This window comes from Ruegeria sp. CE6, assembly GCF_056537485.1.
Map to the genome: position 1 here is coordinate 721,936 of NZ_JBQFRR010000002.1, position 17,207 is coordinate 739,142.

The 17,207-nt window shown below is 55.3% G+C and carries 17 protein-coding genes and 3 tRNA genes; 7 read left to right on the top strand and 13 right to left on the bottom strand.

The features are described from left to right. Positions 1–34 precede the first annotated feature (34 nt). The 4 genes from uvrA to ACR0DK_RS12095 form a co-directional block, all read right to left on the bottom strand. Complete coding sequence (uvrA, locus tag ACR0DK_RS12080; protein ID WP_480736320.1) at positions 35–2,893, bottom strand: excinuclease ABC subunit UvrA; 2,859 nt, start codon at positions 2,891–2,893, stop codon at positions 35–37. 105 nt (positions 2,894–2,998) lie between these two features. Further along, the gene (locus ACR0DK_RS12085) at positions 2,999–3,541 is read right to left on the bottom strand and encodes a methyltransferase domain-containing protein (protein WP_480736322.1); all 543 of its coding nucleotides are present in this window, start codon (positions 3,539–3,541) and stop codon (positions 2,999–3,001) included. A 127-nt stretch (positions 3,542–3,668) separates the two neighbouring features. Next, a tRNA-Asp gene (locus tag ACR0DK_RS12090) sits at positions 3,669–3,745 on the bottom strand. A gap of 52 nt (positions 3,746–3,797) precedes the next feature. After that, a tRNA-Asp gene (locus ACR0DK_RS12095) sits at positions 3,798–3,874 on the bottom strand. 213 nt (positions 3,875–4,087) lie between these two features. On the opposite strand from ACR0DK_RS12095, the gene ACR0DK_RS12100 reads away from it, so the two are divergent. Then, positions 4,088–4,162, top strand: a tRNA-Val gene (locus tag ACR0DK_RS12100). Between the two features lie 75 nt (positions 4,163–4,237). On the opposite strand, the gene ACR0DK_RS12105 is transcribed toward ACR0DK_RS12100, so the two are convergent. After that, on the bottom strand, positions 4,238–4,465 hold the full coding sequence (locus ACR0DK_RS12105; protein WP_170405503.1) for a hypothetical protein: 228 nt from the start codon (positions 4,463–4,465) through the stop codon (positions 4,238–4,240). Positions 4,466–4,713: 248 nt separating this feature from the next. Here ACR0DK_RS12105 and ACR0DK_RS12110 point away from each other — a divergent pair, with 248 nt between their 5' ends. After that, a complete protein-coding gene (locus tag ACR0DK_RS12110) occupies positions 4,714–6,300 on the top strand; it encodes an APC family permease (RefSeq protein WP_480736325.1) in 1,587 nt (528 codons plus the stop codon). Between the two features lie 51 nt (positions 6,301–6,351). On the opposite strand, the gene lon is transcribed toward ACR0DK_RS12110, so the two are convergent. From lon to ACR0DK_RS12130, 4 genes are all read right to left on the bottom strand, one after another. Then, positions 6,352–8,760 (bottom strand): endopeptidase La, encoded by a 2,409-nt coding sequence (gene lon, locus ACR0DK_RS12115; RefSeq protein ID WP_170393206.1) that lies wholly within the window; start codon positions 8,758–8,760, stop codon positions 6,352–6,354. A 233-nt stretch (positions 8,761–8,993) separates the two neighbouring features. Beyond that, on the bottom strand, positions 8,994–9,404 hold the full coding sequence (locus ACR0DK_RS12120; RefSeq protein ID WP_480613625.1) for a DUF6636 domain-containing protein: 411 nt from the start codon (positions 9,402–9,404) through the stop codon (positions 8,994–8,996). A gap of 92 nt (positions 9,405–9,496) precedes the next feature. After that, positions 9,497–10,627, bottom strand: a complete 1,131-nt coding sequence (gene tgt / locus ACR0DK_RS12125; RefSeq protein ID WP_170563488.1) for a tRNA guanosine(34) transglycosylase Tgt — start codon at positions 10,625–10,627, stop codon at positions 9,497–9,499. 63 nt (positions 10,628–10,690) lie between these two features. Then, the gene (locus ACR0DK_RS12130) at positions 10,691–11,602 is read right to left on the bottom strand and encodes a nucleoside hydrolase (RefSeq protein WP_480736327.1); all 912 of its coding nucleotides are present in this window, start codon (positions 11,600–11,602) and stop codon (positions 10,691–10,693) included. Positions 11,603–11,777: 175 nt separating this feature from the next. Between ACR0DK_RS12130 and ACR0DK_RS12135 the strand changes: the two genes are divergently transcribed. The 3 genes from ACR0DK_RS12135 (at position 11,778) to ACR0DK_RS12145 (ending at position 13,404) form a co-directional block, all read left to right on the top strand. Next, entirely contained in the window at positions 11,778–12,668 is an 891-nt protein-coding gene (locus tag ACR0DK_RS12135) for an SPFH domain-containing protein (RefSeq protein ID WP_170393209.1), read from the top strand. Beyond that, the gene (locus ACR0DK_RS12140; RefSeq protein WP_170405488.1) at positions 12,668–12,946 is read left to right on the top strand and encodes an NfeD family protein; all 279 of its coding nucleotides are present in this window, start codon (positions 12,668–12,670) and stop codon (positions 12,944–12,946) included. The genes ACR0DK_RS12135 and ACR0DK_RS12140 overlap by 1 nt, the downstream gene beginning before the upstream one ends. 95 nt (positions 12,947–13,041) lie before the next feature. Beyond that, positions 13,042–13,404 carry an SUF system Fe-S cluster assembly protein gene (locus tag ACR0DK_RS12145; RefSeq protein WP_170393211.1) on the top strand — a complete coding sequence of 121 codons (363 nt, stop codon included), beginning with the start codon at positions 13,042–13,044 and terminating at the stop codon, positions 13,402–13,404. A gap of 304 nt (positions 13,405–13,708) precedes the next feature. On the opposite strand, the gene ACR0DK_RS12150 is transcribed toward ACR0DK_RS12145, so the two are convergent. Continuing rightward, positions 13,709–14,032, bottom strand: a complete 324-nt coding sequence (locus ACR0DK_RS12150; RefSeq protein ID WP_170393212.1) for a hypothetical protein — start codon at positions 14,030–14,032, stop codon at positions 13,709–13,711. A gap of 164 nt (positions 14,033–14,196) precedes the next feature. On the opposite strand from ACR0DK_RS12150, the gene ACR0DK_RS12155 reads away from it, so the two are divergent. Then, the gene (locus tag ACR0DK_RS12155) at positions 14,197–14,562 is read left to right on the top strand and encodes a HesB/IscA family protein (protein ID WP_170465407.1); all 366 of its coding nucleotides are present in this window, start codon (positions 14,197–14,199) and stop codon (positions 14,560–14,562) included. On the opposite strand, the gene ACR0DK_RS12160 is transcribed toward ACR0DK_RS12155, so the two are convergent. Next, on the bottom strand, positions 14,559–15,473 hold the full coding sequence (locus ACR0DK_RS12160) for an isopenicillin N synthase family dioxygenase (protein ID WP_480736330.1): 915 nt from the start codon (positions 15,471–15,473) through the stop codon (positions 14,559–14,561). The genes ACR0DK_RS12155 and ACR0DK_RS12160 overlap by 4 nt on opposite strands. A gap of 120 nt (positions 15,474–15,593) precedes the next feature. On the opposite strand from ACR0DK_RS12160, the gene tpiA reads away from it, so the two are divergent. After that, positions 15,594–16,343 carry a triose-phosphate isomerase gene (gene tpiA / locus ACR0DK_RS12165; RefSeq protein ID WP_480736331.1) on the top strand — a complete coding sequence of 250 codons (750 nt, stop codon included), beginning with the start codon at positions 15,594–15,596 and terminating at the stop codon, positions 16,341–16,343. A gap of 9 nt (positions 16,344–16,352) precedes the next feature. On the opposite strand, the gene ACR0DK_RS12170 is transcribed toward tpiA, so the two are convergent. Both ACR0DK_RS12170 and ACR0DK_RS12175 read right to left on the bottom strand, forming a co-directional pair. Beyond that, the gene (locus ACR0DK_RS12170; RefSeq protein WP_480736333.1) at positions 16,353–16,799 is read right to left on the bottom strand and encodes a nucleoside deaminase; all 447 of its coding nucleotides are present in this window, start codon (positions 16,797–16,799) and stop codon (positions 16,353–16,355) included. A 65-nt stretch (positions 16,800–16,864) separates the two neighbouring features. After that, positions 16,865–17,176 (bottom strand): DMT family transporter, encoded by a 312-nt coding sequence (locus ACR0DK_RS12175; RefSeq protein ID WP_170562909.1) that lies wholly within the window; start codon positions 17,174–17,176, stop codon positions 16,865–16,867. Positions 17,177–17,207: the final 31 nt, after the last annotated feature.

Sequence of the window (17,207 nt, forward strand, 5' to 3'; positions counted from 1 at the left end):
AAAATTCGCAGCATTTTCTTCTCTCGCTCTGTTCCTATTCGGCAGCTACGGCTTGCCCATCCAGCATTGGCTTCAGATAACGCCCAGTGTGGCTACGCTCACATTCAGCGACGTCTTCGGGCGTACCCTCAGCCACAATCTGACCTCCGCCATCGCCACCTTCCGGGCCAATGTCGATTATCCAGTCGGCGGTTTTTACGACATCAAGATTATGTTCGATGACAACAACAGTATTTCCTTGGTCGACCAGTTCGTGCAGGACTTCCAACAGTTTACGTACGTCCTCGAAATGCAGACCCGTTGTGGGTTCGTCCAGAATATACAGTGTTCGACCCGTTGATCGCTTGCTCAGTTCTTTAGAGAGCTTTACACGCTGCGCCTCACCACCGGAGAGCGTGGTCGCCTGTTGACCAACTTTGATGTAGCCGAGCCCAACGCGAGCCAAGGCATCCATCTTGTCACGGATCGATGGCACCGCTTTAAAAAACTCCTGCGCATCTTCCACTGTCATATCAAGTACATCCGCGATGGACTTACCCTTGAATTTGATCTCAAGCGTCTCACGGTTGTATCGCGCGCCTTTACAGGTTTCGCAGGTGACATAAACATCAGGCAGAAAGTGCATCTCGATCTTGATGACGCCATCACCCTGACACGCTTCGCACCGGCCGCCTTTGACGTTAAAGCTGAACCGCCCGGGCTTGTATCCACGCGCTTTGGCTTCTGGCAACCCGGCAAACCAGTCTCGGATCGGGGTGAAAGCCCCGGTGTAAGTCGCTGGATTTGAACGTGGAGTCCGGCCAATGGGTCGCTGATCTATGTCGATCACCTTGTCCAGATGCTCTAGCCCTTTGATCGTTTCACAGGGCGCCGGTGTCTGGCGAGCGCCGTTCAACCGCATCGAAGCGGTTTTGAACAAAGTCTCAATCGTCAGCGTCGATTTTCCACCGCCAGACACACCGGTCACACAAACAAATTTTCCCAGCGGAAATTCGGCCGTAACGTTCTTGAGGTTGTTTCCCGTCGCCTTAACAACGACTACTTTTTGCTTCTTACCCTTTCGCCGCTCAACCGGCACCGGGATCTCGCGCGTGCCCGAAAGATATTGACCGGTGATCGAGGCCGCATCGCCGGCGATATGCTCGGGCGTACCGTGGCTGACCACCTGTCCCCCATGCACTCCTGCACCGGGACCGATATCAAACACATAATCCGCCTCGCGAATGGCCTCTTCGTCATGTTCAACGACGATGACCGTGTTGCCCTGGTCACGCAAATTCTTAAGCGTTCCCAGCAGACGATCATTGTCGCGTTGGTGCAGACCAATCGATGGCTCGTCGAGTACATACAATACCCCGGTCAGGCCCGAGCCGATCTGGCTCGCCAGACGGATACGCTGACTTTCACCTCCGGACAGGGTACCACTTGAACGAGACATCGTAAGATACTCTAATCCAACATTATTCAAAAAACCCAACCGCTCGCGAATTTCCTTGAGAATTGCGCGCGCGATCTCGTTCTTTTGTGCGCTCAGATGATTTGGGGCATCCTCGACCCAGGCCAACGCCTCGCGGATCGACATTTCGACGACCTGTCCAACGTGCAAACCCGCAATTTTGACGGCCAGCGCCTCAGCACGTAGACGGTAGCCTTCGCACGTGCCGCAGGGTCGGTTGTTTTGATAGCGTTCGAATTCTTCGCGAATCCAGGCGCTGTCAGTCTCGCGATAGCGGCGCTCCATGTTGGGAATGACGCCTTCAAAGCTTCGGGTAACCTGATAGACGCGGCCACCTTCATCATAACGGAACTGGATCTCTTCATCACCAGACCCGCGCAGAAACACTTGCTGGACTTTCTTGGGCAAGTCCTTCCAGGGAGTGTTCTTGTCAAACTCGTAATGTCGCGCGATTGCTTCGATCGTTTGCAGAAAATACGGTGATTTACCCTTCCGCCAGGGCGCAAGTGCCCCGTCATAGAGTTTCAATGTCTGGTCCGGCACGACCAGACGTTCATCAAAGAACAGTTCGACCCCAAGCCCGTCGCAATCGGGGCAAGCCCCAAAGGGCGCGTTGAATGAGAACAGGCGCGGCTCGATCTCGGGGATGGTGAACCCACTGACCGGGCAGGCAAAATTCTCACTGAATGTGATGCGTTCGGGGTCGCCCTCTTTCGGTGCGGTTTCGAGGATTGCGATCCCGTCCGCCAGATCCAGTGCGGTCCTTAGGCTGTCGGCCAGGCGTGTTTCCATGCCCTCTCGTACCACCAGACGATCGACAACGACGTCGATATCGTGGCGGAACTTCTTGTCCAGTGTCGGCGGCTCATCCAATTCATAGAACTCACCATCTACCTTGACGCGTTGAAAACCCTGCTTGCGCAGCTCAAGGAACTCTTTCCGATATTCACCCTTCCGATCACGAACGATGGGGGCCAGCAGATAGCCGCGCGTGCCCTCCTCCATCGTCATGATCCGGTCGACCATGTCCTGCACCTGCTGCGCCTCAATCGGCAATCCTGTGGCCGGGCTGTAAGGCGTACCTGCACGGGCAAAAAGCAAGCGCAGATAGTCGTAGATCTCGGTTACGGTGCCCACGGTCGAACGCGGGTTTTTTGAGGTCGTCTTCTGCTCGATCGAAATCGCGGGGCTTAGTCCGCTGATGTGATCCACATCGGGCTTCTCCATCATGTCTAGGAACTGGCGCGCATAGGCCGACAGGCTTTCGACATAGCGGCGCTGCCCTTCGGCATAGATCGTATCAAATGCCAAAGAAGACTTACCCGAGCCCGACAGGCCAGTGATCACCACCAGCTGATCCCGTGGGATGTCGACATCAATGCTCTTGAGGTTATGCTCGCGCGCACCGCGCACCTCGATATTCTTCAGCTCAGCCATTCAGGCCCCCAACAACCAACGTCACTCAGAGATAGGCGAGAGCGGCTGAGTCTCCAACCAAAAAATTAGAACAAAGTAAGAACAGGCGATTTTTCGACACTCGGCTTAAGCACTGGTTTTCTTAGCCAGAGCCCATGCGCAGATTGGAAAATCGGGATCGTTCTCCAAATTGTCTGTCTCAGGGTCATAAACAGGAGGCCATTCAAGTTCGAGATTGCGCAAAGCGGCGTGCCGATTGCCCCACTGTTCGGCCCGGATGAGATCCGGGTCGAACCCACACTCAGTGAGCAGGTTTTTCAATCCGCGCGCAGACCAACGCGAACAGTCATGCGGAGCGGCGTGAAACGGAATGAAGAACGGGACGGCAAGCCAGAAATACCCGCCGGGCCTTAGCATCTCTAGCACGTTCAGCGTGGCTTCGACCGGGCGATTCAAGTGCTCCCACACCTGATTGGCCAAAACCAGATCGACCTTTCGCACCTGCTGCTGTTTGTTCAGAACGGGTCCGGTGCAGATATCATGTTGCTTATGCCAAATCTGTTCATAGCTACAAAATCCAAATTGCTTACCCCACGAACCAGAAATCTCAATGACATCAAGTGTTTCCGGATTCAGGCCGCGGATCCACTGCCGGCTGCGCCGTGCCATGATAACTCGATTTAGACTGGTCACTGCTTGCCCCTGATGTTTTGCAGGCAATAAACCATAAGATCAGTAAGATGTCGGCACAAAAAAACGCCCACAAGGGCGTATGACTTTCTAAATCGAAGGAAAATGGCGCGGTTGACGGGGCTCGAACCCGCGACCCCCGGCGTGACAGGCCGGTACTCTAACCAACTGAGCTACAACCGCGCATTTAGGGTCTATGTGCGATCCGTTTGCCCGGATCAAAGGCTGGCAGCGATGGCGCGGTTGACGGGGCTCGAACCCGCGACCCCCGGCGTGACAGGCCGGTACTCTAACCAACTGAGCTACAACCGCCCACTGCCCGTTCATCTCTGAACGTTGGGGTGTATTATGGCTACACCCCGGCATCGTCAAGCGGCGTTTTCAAGTTTTTTGCTCGAACCTGATTTTTTCCGATCTATCCGACTTGGCGGGCAATGTGTGAAAACCGGATTTCGTCTGACGCGCTGCAATTTGAACGCTTTGAACTTGCGGCAAAACACAAGCCGCTGTATCAAACGCCGCTATGGGTGATTAGCTCAGTGGTAGAGCGCTTCGTTCACATCGAAGATGTCAGGAGTTCAAATCTCTTATCACCCACCATATTATTCAAATGCTTATGCGGCATAGTTGAAGCGTTTTGGAGCCATTTGGTTCAACGCTGCGAGCACAATGCTGTCATCCTCCGACATACACGCCGGATTTAGGACGATAAAAAACCTTTTGGTCATGCAGACGCCCCAGAAGGTCGTGTGCCTTGCGCACAAAGTCTTCACGGGTTTCCCTTTCTTCCACCCTCTCGTCAACTGGGACATTCGATCTGGAAGCTATGGCATGACGCATGGCCTCTTCGATTATATCCATATCTTCGACCGAAAGCTCGAACATATCATTGTACAGAGGCATCCTGGGTTCTCCTACCTTGGCACAGACGACCAGCGTGCCTCATGTTCCGAGTCGATTCCACTTCAAATACCTATTGCCGGAGATCGCGTTTCGAAGAACACGCCCAGCAGGATTTAGAAGATGAATCGGGCAGACCTCGTTCTCGCGAATTTTCTGCATGATATGTGGTGCTTGCCATGTTTCCCGTGGCCTGCTTATCCTGATGTCATAGCCACCAATAAGGCACCCCTCTTTGGGCGAGAAATAACATGGCGAAACTGAAGCGGGAAATTGGCCTGGTCGGCCTGACCTTCATTTCGGTTGGAGGAATCATTGGGTCAGGCTGGCTTTTCGGCCCCCTGCTCGCCGTGCAACACGCAGGCCCCGCCGCGGTTCTTTCTTGGATTATTGGCGCCGTTGCGATGTTCATACTGGCAATAACATTCGCCGAGATTTCAGCGATGTTACCTATCCCAGGCGGAATCGCACGCGTCCCTCAGTTCTCACACGGCAACATCGTGTCGATGGCGATGGGATGGACGGCCTGGATTGGCTACAACACCACCGCTCCGATCGAAGTTGAAGCCATGCTTAAATACCTCGCGCCCTACGCGTCATGGCTCCACGCCGCAGATACCGGCGAACTGACCGGCGCTGGTGTTTCGGTCGCCTTGCTGTTCATGTTGCTGTTCGTCGCTGTGAACGCACTAGGCGTGAAATTTTTTGCACAGGTAAATGCAACGCTGACCTGGGCCAAGATTGCCATTCCGATAGTTTTGTCCGTGTTGTTGATCGCGACCCGCTTTGACGTGCAGAATTTCTCCGCACCTGACGGTTTCGCCCCCTACGGCCTGAAAGGCATCATGGCCGCAGTATCAACCGGTGGGGTGATCTTTTCCTTTATAGGTTTCCGGCATGTTGTTGATATGGCAGGAGAAGTTCGAAACCCAAAATTCGACATCCCGGCTGCTCTGGTTCTGTCCATTGTACTATGTGCCTTGATCTACCTTGGATTACAGGTGGCCTTTATCGGCGCGCTTGATCCCATGTTGATCCGCGATGGTTGGGCGAGTCTCAGCTTCGGTGGGCAAGGCCCTTTGGATGGCGTCATAATGTCTGTCGGAATATTGTGGTTCCTCAGCTTGCTGAACGTCGGGTCAGTCATCGGCCCGTTTGGCAATGGGTTGGTTGCAACAGGATCGAACGCCCGTATCGCTCTGGCCCTGTCGCAAAACGGGTTCCTGCCGAAACGTTTGCAGATCTTGTCATCGTTCGGAGTACCGCTTTGGGCTTTGGCTCTCAACTTTCTGATTGGCACTCTGTTTTTACTGACGGTCCCGTTCGCAACCGTAATCGCCCTGAACGGGGCCGCCATTGTACTTTCATTCGCGGTCGGCCCAATCGCCGTGGTGTGCTTACGCGATCTGATGCCTGACCGCCCGCGCTCAATCCGTATTCCCGCCGTCAAACTTGTCGGGCTCACGGCCTTCGCGATATCAACCCTGATCGTCTACTGGAGCGGATGGGACACGGTCTGGAGGCTGGGAATTGCACTGCTCATCGGCATGGCGCTGCTGCTGATCCGCTTTCACAATCGGCTCGATGAAATGGACGCAACCGAGGCGCTTTGGCTGATGCCCTATTTCTGTGGTTTGGGGCTGATCTCTTACATGGGTCAGTTTGGAGAAGGCGCGCAAAAGCAGATCCCGTTTGGTTGGGACATTGTGCTGTGTGCGGCATTTTCGGCGGTGATTTTTGCGCTCGCCGTACGCTCGGCGCTGTCAGACAAAAAATTCCAGGCTTACATCGAAAACGAAGAGGTGCTGGACCCGGCCAAACCTGTCATTGGACTTTGAACAAAAAAAGGCGGGGAATGACCCCGCCTTTCTAATTAATCTGTTTCGGGCTTAGTGGGCTGTTGCCGACGGTCCTGCCCCTTCGGCCGCCTTGGCGGCAGCGGCAGCGGCCTCTTCAGCGGCCTCATCCCACTCAATTGACTCGGGCTTACGTATCAACGCTTGCTCCAGTACTTCCGAGACGTGTTTGACCGCGATGATCTCCAGCCCTTCTTTCACGTTGTCGGGAATATCTGCCAGATCCTTTTCATTCTCTTCGGGAATGAGGACGGTCTTGATCCCGCCACGCAGGGCAGCCAGCAGTTTTTCTTTCAGCCCGCCAATCGGCATCGCGTTGCCGCGCAGCGAAACCTCGCCTGTCATGGCGATGTCCTTGCGCACAGGAATACCGGTCAGGACCGAAACAATCGAGGTCACCATAGCCAAGCCCGCAGACGGACCATCCTTTGGCGTCGCACCATCGGGCACGTGCACGTGGATATCGATTTTGTCGAACTGCGGCGGTTTAACCCCGATCTGAGGCGAAATTGATCGGACGTAAGACGACGCCGCGTCGATCGATTCCTTCATCACATCGCCCAGCTTACCAGTGGTCTTCATCCGCCCTTTGCCGGGCAGTTTCAGAGCCTCGATATGCAGCAGATCACCACCGACCGAAGTCCAGGCCAAGCCAGTGACTACACCAACCTGATCGTCCTGTTCAGCCAAGCCATAACGGAACTTGGGCACTCCAAGAAAATCATCCAGATTGTCGGGCGTCACCTTTACGGTCTCCGCCTCTTTCTTGATGATCTTGGTCAGCGATTTCCGCGCCACTTTGGCGATTTCGCGTTCGAGGTTCCGCACACCCGCCTCGCGGGTATAGGTGCGGATGATCGATTGCAGCGCCTCATCGGTCAGCTCAAACTCCTTGGCTTTCAGACCATGGTTTTTGACCTGTTTGTCGATCAGGTGTTGCTTGGCGATCTCGCTCTTTTCCTCTTCGGTGTAACCGGCCAGCGGGATGATCTCCATCCGGTCTAGCAGAGGCCCAGGCATGTTGTAGCTGTTAGACGTGGTCAGGAACATCACGTTGGACAGGTCATATTCGACCTCAAGATAATGATCCATGAACGTGTTGTTCTGTTCCGGGTCCAACACCTCCAGCATCGCCGAGGCTGGATCGCCACGGAAATCCTGCCCCATCTTGTCGATTTCATCGAGCAGGATGAGAGGGTTTGTGGTTTTCGCCTTCTTCAGCGCCTGAATGATCTTGCCGGGCATCGACCCGATATAAGTCCGACGGTGGCCACGAATCTCAGATTCGTCGCGCACACCACCCAGCGAGATGCGAATGAATTCGCGCCCCGTGGCTTTTGCGACCGATTTACCCAGCGAGGTTTTACCCACACCCGGAGGGCCAACAAGGCACAGGATCGGGCCTTTCAGCTTTTTCGAGCGCTGCTGAACCGCCAGATATTCGACGATCCGCTCTTTGACTTTCTCAAGTCCATAATGATCGGCGTCCAGAATGTCCTGCGCGCGACCCAGATCCTTTTTAACGCGAGATTTGGTGCCCCACGGCAGTGACAGGATCCAGTCCAGATAGTTGCGCACAACGGTCGCTTCAGCCGACATGGGCGACATGTTCTTAAGCTTTTTCAGCTCACCTTCGGCCTTTTCGCGCGCCTCTTTCGACAGCTTGGTCTCGTTGATCTTGGCTTCCAGTTCGGCAACTTCGTTGCTGCCGTCCTCCCCATCGCCAAGCTCCTTCTGAATCGCTTTCATCTGCTCATTCAGATAGTACTCGCGCTGCGTCTTCTCCATCTGGGATTTGACGCGGGTCTTGATCTTTTTCTCGACCTGCAGGACCGACATCTCGCCCTGCATCAGGCCATAGACCTTCTCAAGCCGCTCGCTCACCGAGAGCGTCTCAAGCAGTTCCTGTTTCTGTTCAACCTCGATGCCCAGATGACCTGACACAAGGTCGGCCAACTTTGCAGGCTCGGTGGTTTCACCGACGGCGGCCAGCGCCTCTTCGGGGATATTCTTGCGCACTTTTGCATAGCGCTCAAACTCGTCCGCGACGGTGCGCAACAGCGCTTCGGTCGTGGTGACATCGCCCGGAATCTCGGTCAGATACTCGGCGCGCGCTTCGAAAAACTGATCGTTTTCAAGGAATTCTGTGATCTGCACCCGCGCCTGCCCCTCGACAAGCACCTTCACGGTGCCATCGGGCAGTTTCAGCAGTTGCAGCACGTTGGCCAGAACGCCCGAGCGGTAGATACCGTCGATTTCCGGATCATCCTCACCAGGATCAATCTGGCTGGACAACAGAATTTGCTTGTCATCCTGCATCACCTCTTCCAGGGCGCGGACCGATTTGTCACGGCCCACGAACAGCGGCACGATCATATGTGGGAAGACCACGATATCGCGCAGCGGCAGGACGGGGTATGAGGAATTCAGAGGCTCTTGCATGCTCTATCCTTATCATTGGCAAGACGGCGCTGGTCCCTGATTCAGGCAACCTTTGGCCATCTCCTGTCTTGGACGATAAAGGTGGGGCACCTGTTCCCCCATTTCAACCTCATCGTCATTTGTCGTGATGCAGCATGACCCGATGATTTGGGGACTTCAAGGCATCCGACAGACATATCCACCGATTTTAGCGAACCCAGCATTAAAACGGGCAACAAATCATCCAGCGTGGATCAGAACACCCTCTGCTTAGCTCGCGACAAAAAGAAGCCATGACCGACTTCGTTTCTACATTCCAAGCCCTTTTTCGAGGAATGGCAGACGAACCCGCCAAACTCTCCGGTTACGCCGTAGTCTGCACGGTCAAATCCGTCCCGGTTATGGCTGACTGGTTGGCACAGCATGCGGACGGCGCCCGTATTGGTCATGAAAAAGTCATGTCCCCAGTCCGACTGGCAATCCGCCGGGCGCGGGAACGCAGGCGCTCCGTTGCGCTCAATTATGGTGCAAGACAGGTCCGAAACACTCGCCCCCTGCCCGACGACACACTGAATATTCTCGGACGGGGTTTCGAAGGTCCAGACATCCGCAAGAGATGTCGATGCGCAAAGAACGATTGCGATAGAAACAATAAAGCGAGGCATTGAATCTTCCTGAACAAAACAAATGAAAATGGTAAATAATGCGCGAACAGTATAGCAAAAAATACCGCGTTTGTCACCGCAATGGCCACAATCTACAGCGGTTCAATATCGCCTTGCTCCCGAAGCGCGTGGAATTGCGATTGCCACTCTGCGAATGTGCCCTGTGAAATCGCGTCCCGCATTCCCTGCATGATTTCCTGAAAGTAATGCAGATTGTGCCAAGTCAGCAGCATGCCCGAGATCATCTCATTCGAGCGGAACACGTGATGCAAGTAGGCCCGAGAATAACTTGAACACGCGGGGCATGTGCAGTTCTCATCCAGCGGGCGTGGGTCGTCAGCATGGCGGGCGTTCTTGATATTGACCACACCGTAACGCGTGAACACCTGCCCGGTGCGACCCGACCGCGAAGGTAGAACGCAATCCATCATATCTATCCCGCGTGCAACGGCACCTACGATATCATCAGGCTTGCCTACGCCCATCAGATAACGCGGTTTATCCTGGGGCAAGAAGTCGGGCGCATAGTCAAGGCAGCTGAACATGGCCTCCTGCCCCTCACCCACGGCAAGGCCGCCGACGGCGTAGCCTTCAAAACCGACCTGCTTAAGTGCCTCGGCACTTTCTTCCCGAAGATCTTGTTCCAGCCCGCCCTGCATGATCCCAAACAGGGCATGTCCGGGGCGGTCTCCAAACGCTTCGCGCGACCGCGCAGCCCACCGCATCGAAAGGCGCATGGAATCGGCGATACGGTCGCGATCGGCGGGCAGCGCAGGGCATTCATCAAAGCACATGACGATGTCCGAGCCCAAAAGCCGCTGGATTTCCATCGACCGTTCCGGCGTCAATTCGTGCTTCGAGCCATCGACGTGAGATTTAAAGGTCACGCCCTTCTCGGTCAGTTTGCGCAGACCGGCCAGCGACATCACCTGAAATCCGCCAGAATCCGTCAGGATGGGCCGGTCCCAGTTCATGAACTTGTGCAGGCCTCCCAAACGATCGATCCGCTCGGCCGTTGGGCGCAGCATCAGATGATAGGTGTTGCCCAACAGAATATCGGCACCCGTGGCGCGCACACTTTCCGGCATCATCGCCTTGACGGTCGCGGCTGTGCCCACAGGCATGAACGCCGGCGTCCGCACCTCACCGCGCGGCGTGTTGATCACGCCTGTGCGGGCCTTGCCATCGGTGGATTTCAGGTCGAAAGAAAATCGCTGGGTCATGGTAACGCCTTGGATCGCTGAACCGGGCAGGCTTTGCCCGATCTGCAAGGGCATTGCAACCCGTCAGGGCAGCGAGGCTACACGGTCCGTAAACAGGCGCACCACCCCTGCCCCATCGACATCCCGGCACACTCGCACTGGTGGCCGTGCAGGGTCAGGACGAGTCGCACCGATCTCAGCCCCGTCCAACGCCACCTGCAAACCCGTTTCGACCATTTCGAACATCGGTTCATGGGTGCAGGCGATAACGGCAGTCGAGTCATGCAATCCGCACCCTTCAAGCCCACCGATCTCTTTGTAGAACTTTAAATAGAAGCGCGAGATATCACGCAGAAAACCACCCATGTCAGGGGAACGTTCAGCGAGCGCATCAAAATCAGCGGTCTCGTAGAGCGTTTTCAGAGTCACATCCAATCCCACCAGAATCGTAGGCGGCGGCGCGGCAAAGACTTCGTCTGCAGCTTTGGCATCGTGATAGATATTCGCCTCGGCATGTTCGGTGATGTTGCCCGGGCAGAATACAGCACCACCCATGATAACGAGCTTGCCAAGATTGTCTGCAAACTCGGGGTCCAATCGCATTGCATCAGCGATATTGGTCAATGGCCCAACTGCACATACAACCAGTTCACCGCGATGGGTGCGCGCCATGTCGACCAGAAACTCTGCGGCGGACAGGGCGTGGTTTTCACCGATCTCATCAATCTTGGTCAGGTCACCAAAACCTTCGGGGCCATGCACATGTTCCGAAGGTGAATGCGTGGTCTCTCCCAAAGCGAATGGCGCGCCTTGGGCCACGGGAATGCCCAGCCCTAGTTTGTCCACCAGAAACCGCGCATTGCGGCTGGATTGATGCACATGGGTGTTGCCGAACACGGTGGTCAGGCCGATCAGGTCAATTTCGGAGGCAGCGGCGGCATAGGCAATGGCCATTGCGTCGTCGATGCCGGGGTCCGTATCTATTATTAGTTTCATCCTCGTCCGATAACGCAAACACCAGTGGGATGCAAAGCTGCCACAAAAGGGAATTTCTGGCCGGTATGAACGCTTTCACAGATTTGCATTCCAGCCTGTACAATCCATACCAGAGTTGAAATTGAGCGATTCAATCCCAATATGTATACCATAGTACACAATAAATGAGGACAGTATGATAGAAGACCAGATTATCGGACTGATTACTTCGAACATTATCTACCTGCTGGCAGCGGCGCTTATTGCCATTGTCATCTTCAAGGGCATCAAGATCGTGCCTCAATCCGAGAAATACGTTGTTGAACGGTTTGGCCGCCTGCATTCGGTGCTTGGGCCCGGGATCAATTTTATCGTTCCTTTTCTAGATGTTGCCCGCCACAAGATATCCATCCTTGAGCGTCAGTTGCCAAACGCAACGCAAGACGCAATTACCAAGGACAATGTTCTGGTGCAGATCGATACCTCGGTGTTCTACCGCATTCTCGAGCCGGAAAAGACGGTCTATCGCATCCGCGATGTCGACGGTGCGATTGCAACGACTGTAGCCGGTATCGTCCGCGCCGAGATCGGTAAGATGGACCTGGATGAAGTGCAATCGAACCGGGCGCAACTGATTGAACGTATTCAGGAAAGTGTCGAAACCGCTGTTGACGATTGGGGGATCGAAGTAACCCGCGCCGAGATTCTGGACGTGAACCTCGATCAGGCCACTCGTGACGCGATGTTGCAGCAATTGAACGCCGAACGTGCCCGCCGCGCACAGGTGACCGAGGCCGAGGGCCAAAAGCGTGCCGTTGAGCTGCAGGCAGATGCCGAACTTTATGCGGCAGAGCAGACCGCCAAGGCCCGCCGAATCTCGGCTGAGGCCGAAGCTTATGCGACTCAGGTCGTGGCAAAGGCCATTCAAGACAACGGGCTGGAAGCGGCACAGTATCAGGTTGCGTTGAAACAGGTGGAATCGCTGAACGCCCTAGGCAACGGCACCGGCTCGCAGACCATCGTTGTGCCTGCAAACGCCCTTGAAGCCTTCGGCAATGCCTTTAACATGCTTAAAGGAGGAAAATGATGGCCGATCCATTCTGGCTGACGTGGTGGATTTGGTTGGCCGGAGCGCTTGCTCTGGGCATCCTTGAGGTCGCGCTGCCCGGCTTCATTTTCCTGGGTTTTGCCATCGGTGCAGCCATTACCGGAGTGGTTTTGCTGATCCCTGGCCTCACGCCATCCCTGCCTGTTCTGCTGTTGATATTTGCCGTTCTGTCACTGGTCGCATGGCTGGTTCTGCGCCGTATGTTTGCCTTGCCGCACGGCCAAGTCAAAACCTTCAAGCACGACATCAACGACTGATCTGTAGTGGCGCCCAAATCAGGCGCCACGGCACCTCTGGACGCTGCCCGACACTTTCCCTATATAATTTCTCAGGTAACAGACCCGAGGCATCAATGACCCACCCCAGTGAACAGTTCGAAGGCAGCCCTCTGATCGCTCCCTCGACCATCGATCACCCGCTCTACGAACCCGTGGTCGAAGCTTGCCGGACGGTGTTTGACCCAGAAATACCGGTCAATATCTACGATCTCGGTCTGATCTATACGATCGACATCACCGGAGAAAACGCGGTCAAGGTGATCATGACCCTCACTGCGCCAGGTTGTCCTGTCGCAGGCGAAATGCCCGGTTGGATCGTGGAAGCAATCGAACCCGTTGCTGGCGTCAAAGAGGTCGACGTCGAACTGACTTGGGAGCCACCTTGGGGCATGGAAATGATGTCAGATGAAGCCCGGCTTGAGCTGGGTTTCATGTAACTCTCGACTTACTCACAAAAAACATGGCGATGTTACAAAACGGTGTACTGCGTGTTACTTAACCGTTTTCATGTTGTCACAATGCTGGGTCACAAGGTCCTCAGGTACTGACCCAGTGATTAAGCATGCGTTTTTCGATCTGCTGGACGTGCTGGCGCAGGATGTCGAATAGCGGGCGTCTTATCCGATTGCCCCGCTAAATTGACATACTTCGTGAATTGCATGGGCCTCTGACCATAGCCATCCCCCATTCAATGGGCCCATTCCGGGCCGCTCTTGCCCGAGAGCGGCCCTTTTTGTTTGATTATTCGATGTTACAGGTCGACTTGATTTCAGCAGCGCGCGCGTCCAGCTCTTTTATATAGTCGCCTGACAGCATCTTCAGGTGCTTGCTCTCGGTTCCTGTGACGAGACCCAGCAAGGCACCGGCAGGGAGGATCGAGAACACGCTTTCAGCCTGCTGGTCCTCGGCATGTTTCTTTTCAGCTGCGATTGCGCGCAGATCACCGGGTGCGGTAGCACAGTTGACCGGGTGCCGTTTTGTGTCATCTATCGCAAGTGCCGCAGACGCGGACGCCAGCAACATAGATGTGAAAATGGCTGCTCCTGCCCAGTTCTGCGCTCTCATCGATCCAAACCTCTCTGGAATGCCTGTCCTTTACTTCAGGTACGCTAAAGCTTTGCGCACCATCGTGACAACCCTGCGCGGAGTGTGTATTTGAACAGGCTCTCTCTTGAGCCCGGCGCGTGTCGGCCTTAGATTAGAGATAACGCGCGATAACGGAGCCCACCATGTTTGGCATTCCCGGCAAACAAGCCGTGACCATGACACCTAAAGCTGCTGAACAGATTGTTCGGCTTATGAAATCCGGCGGTCACACCGGATTGCGCATCGGCGTCAAGAAAGGCGGCTGTGCGGGGATGGAATACACCATGGACTACGTCGATGATGCCGACCCGAACGACGAAGTGGTCGAGCAGGATGGCGCGCGTGTAATGATCGCCCCCATGGCACAGATGTTCCTGTTCGGAACCGAGATCGACTACGAGGTTTCACTGCTTGAGGCCGGGTTCAAGTTCCGAAACCCGAATGTAGTCGATGCATGCGGATGCGGAGAATCGATCAAGTTCGACGAAACCTTGGCTGAACAACGCTAACTCGCAGCTTTTAGGTGGACGTAGGTCTCATTAAATCGCCGCGTCAGGTGCTCTCCGGCGCGGATCGTGGCGTATGAACCCGGCGGCGCAACATTTGTGTCGTAAGAAGGATTGAAGAACAACGGAACCGAGATCCTCTCGTTCACGCTGCCTTTGACCCTATGCTCGGTCGCTTTGACTTCTCCTGCGGTCCAAAACTCCAGCATCTCGCCGAAATTGATTATGAATTGTCCCGGTGTGGCGTTTACAGCTTGCCAATCGCCATCGGGCATACGAACTTCCAGACCCGGTGTGCCGTCCGTGGCCAGCAAAGTCAGGCAGCCATAATCCGTATGCGCGCCGATACCAAAGTCCTTTTCTCCTGCCCAATCAGGGCGTTGCGGATAGAAGTTACCGCGCAGCAGCGCCATTGGCGTATCAAAGGCCGCATCAAAACTGTTTGCATCCCTACCGATGGCAATCGCAATCGCGCGCAAAACGCGAATGGCAACTGAGCAGGCGTCTGAATAGTAACTCTGGATCGTTCTCCGAAACGCGTCGGCCCCGTCTGGCCAGAGATTTGGGGCATACACACTTAATCCCCGCCCCGCATAGGGATCATCGGCTGGCAGTTCAAAACCGCTATCAAAGACTTCTTTGAAATCCGGGTTCGCCCTGAGATCCACCTGTTCGGAACGCGGCGCACCCCAACCGCGGTTGGCACCCGTAGCTGCCATATCGACGCTCTGCTTGATCTCAACTGGTTGACGAAAAAAATCGCGATACGCGTCAATCACCAGCTGCACACGGGCGGCATCGAGGCCGGAATTGGAGATTGTTAGAAATCCGATCTGGTGAACAGCACGTCTCAGCTTTTCCATCTCAGCTGGATCACGCAGATCCAATTTGGCGAGATCGAGATCGTCTATCATGCCATCCTCCGCAACAACGCGCGCAATGTGTCCCGACACGTGGCGCTATGCAACCGGAATTGTCAGCCCCGCCTGCGGGTGATATCCGAGGGTTCAAAGCAGAAAACCGGAGGGATCGCGATGCGGCGTAAGTTGGCGGCAGGCAACTGGAAAATGAACGGAACTGGCGTTGCGCTAAGCGAGCTGGAAGCGTTGAAAGCCTCGCACCCATCTTCTGCGGTAGAAATCCTGATATGCCCACCAGCCACTTTGCTTCATCGCGCGGCAAATACGGTTGAAGGTTCGGGCATTACTGTTGGTGGCCAAGACTGCCACGCGGCGCTCTCGGGTGCGCATACCGGGGATCTGAGTGCCGAGATGCTGTTGGATGCAGGGGCGAGCGCAGTGATCCTTGGCCATTCCGAGCGCCGTGAAGATCATGCTGAGCAGAACGAAGACATTCGTGCCAAAGCCCGCACCGCCATGGATGCAGGCCTGAAGACGATCATCTGCGTCGGTGAAAGCCTTGAGCAGCGCGAAGCAGCAAATACTCTGGATATCATCGGTGGACAGATGTCGGGTTCGATCCCGGATCAAGCGACAGGCGAGAACCTGATTGTCGCATATGAGCCGATCTGGGCCATCGGCACCGGCAAGGTTCCAACTTTGGAAGAGATCGGAGAAGTGCACGATTTCATACGCGCACGTCTGGAACGCCGATTTGGCGAAGGTGTCGGCCGGTCAGTCCGCCTGCTGTATGGCGGATCGGTCAAACCCGGTAATGCTGCCGAGATTTTCGGCGTTTCAAATGTTGACGGAGCATTGGTGGGTGGCGCCAGTCTGAAAGCAACTGATTTCTCGGGCATCATTCAGGCGCTTGAAAGCGCCTGATCGCCAACCTCATTCGGCAATATCTTCGGCCCAAAGCGCGGGCTTCTCTTCGATAAAACGCTTCATCAATGCAATGCAGTCCGGGTCATCTGCGATGATGACCTCGACACCACGATCGCGCAGGAAGTCCTCATTGCCGCCAAAATTCACGGTGTCTCCGATCACAACACGCGGGATACCGAACTGTACGATCGTACCAGAACACATCATGCAAGGCGAAAGCGAGGTATAAAGCACAGTATCGCGATAGGTCTTCTGCCGCCCAGCCTTGCGCAGCGCATCCATTTCCCCATGGGCGATCGGGTCGCCCAGTTGGACACGCTGATTACGCCCGTGCGCGACGACCTCACCACCCCGCGCAAGCACTGAACCGATTGGGCAGCCTCCTTCTTCAAGTCCAGCTTTCGCCTCATCATAGGCGACGCGCAGCAAGCGTACATCGGTGTCGGTCAGCATATGCAGGTGTCCTTTGTTCGGAGTTGTTTCGCAAAGCTGCCCGACACCACAACGGCGGTCAACGCTTAGGCCAGTTTCATGATGACCAAACCCGTCACGATTAGAACCGCAGCGCCGATCCGCATGGGCGTCAGCGCTTCACCCAGGAACAGGATGCCAATAGTGAACGCCCCTACTGCGCCGATCCCGGTCCAGATCGTATAGGCGGTACCAAGCGGCAGATCCCGCATGGCCATTGCAAGCAGGCCAAATGACCCGATCATCGCAACACCCATGATCGCCGTCGGCCACAGCCGCGTGAAACCAGCGGTCTGCTTCATCGCGACGGCCCAGACGATTTCGAGCAGGCCAGCAAACAACAGTAATATCCAGGGCATAAGAACACCTCACTTTCCGAGATCGGGTCGT